This window comes from Neisseria sp. P0006.S004, assembly GCF_051963015.1.
GTDB lineage: Bacteria > Pseudomonadota > Gammaproteobacteria > Burkholderiales > Neisseriaceae > Neisseria.
Map to the genome: position 1 here is coordinate 1 of NZ_JBQCUS010000021.1, position 956 is coordinate 956.

Below are 956 nucleotides of genomic sequence, written 5' to 3' on the forward strand. Positions count from 1 at the left end.
GCGGTACTGCTGCCGTTCGGATCGGTTACCGACAGCAACAGACCGTTGCCGGCATATTCGAAACGGGTGATGTGTTTTAGCGGGTCGGTATGGGTCAGCAGGTTGCCCACTTCGTCATAGGTATAGCCGTGGTAACGGCTTTCGGTATCGCTTTTGCGGATCAGTCGGTAGTTGTCGTCATAGTCGAAATGCAGGATGACGCCGTCCGGACGGGTAATACTTTCTACCTGGCCTTCGTTGCTGTACTGATAACGGGTAACGCGTCCCATTGCATCGGTATGGCTGAGCAGACGGCCCAAGTCGTCGCGTTCCATCAGGTTGGTGCTGCCGTCGGCAAACACCCGTTTGGTCAACTCATTGTTGTAATCGTAATGATATTGCTCGGTACGGCCCAGTATGTCGGTTACCTCGGTGTAACCTTCGTGATAGGTAAAACGCCATTCCTCGCCCAAGGAAGTCCGGTTGCGGATGACTTTGCCGGTCGGGGTGTAGTGGTCGTATTCGTATTCCGATACCAATCCGGCCGCATCCGTATGCGACACCATCAGATTGTTCTTATAGCCGAAGCTGCGTTTGACATTACCGTCGCGGCCGATGACGCGGATCAGGTCACCACTGCCGTTGTATTCATAGCGGACCAGCGGCGTACCGACCCGAACGGTTTCGCCAAAGGCGGGTAAACCCTCCAACAGCGATACCGACAGCAGCCGCATTTTGGGCGACTGTTCATCAGCCACATTGCCGAAGTTCAGCGAGAATACCCGGCCGTTGCCGTCAATAATGTATTGCGGCAAACCGGTCAGCGGATGATAGACGAAACGCTGATGGTTGCCGTTGGCGTCTTCCACCGCGACCAAAGGGAAGAGGGTGGAATCTTCATCCGAACCGTCTTCAGCGACCACCAAAGGGGCAAAACGCAGCGCTATCGAACCGTCCAGCGAAGCAATGACGTAATG

Annotated in this window: 1 pseudogene; it reads right to left on the reverse strand. The window is 55.0% G+C overall.

What is annotated here, in order from left to right:
- Positions 1–956 (reverse strand): annotated as a pseudogene (locus ACTHR2_RS10510) (RHS repeat family protein); the annotation flags it as partial.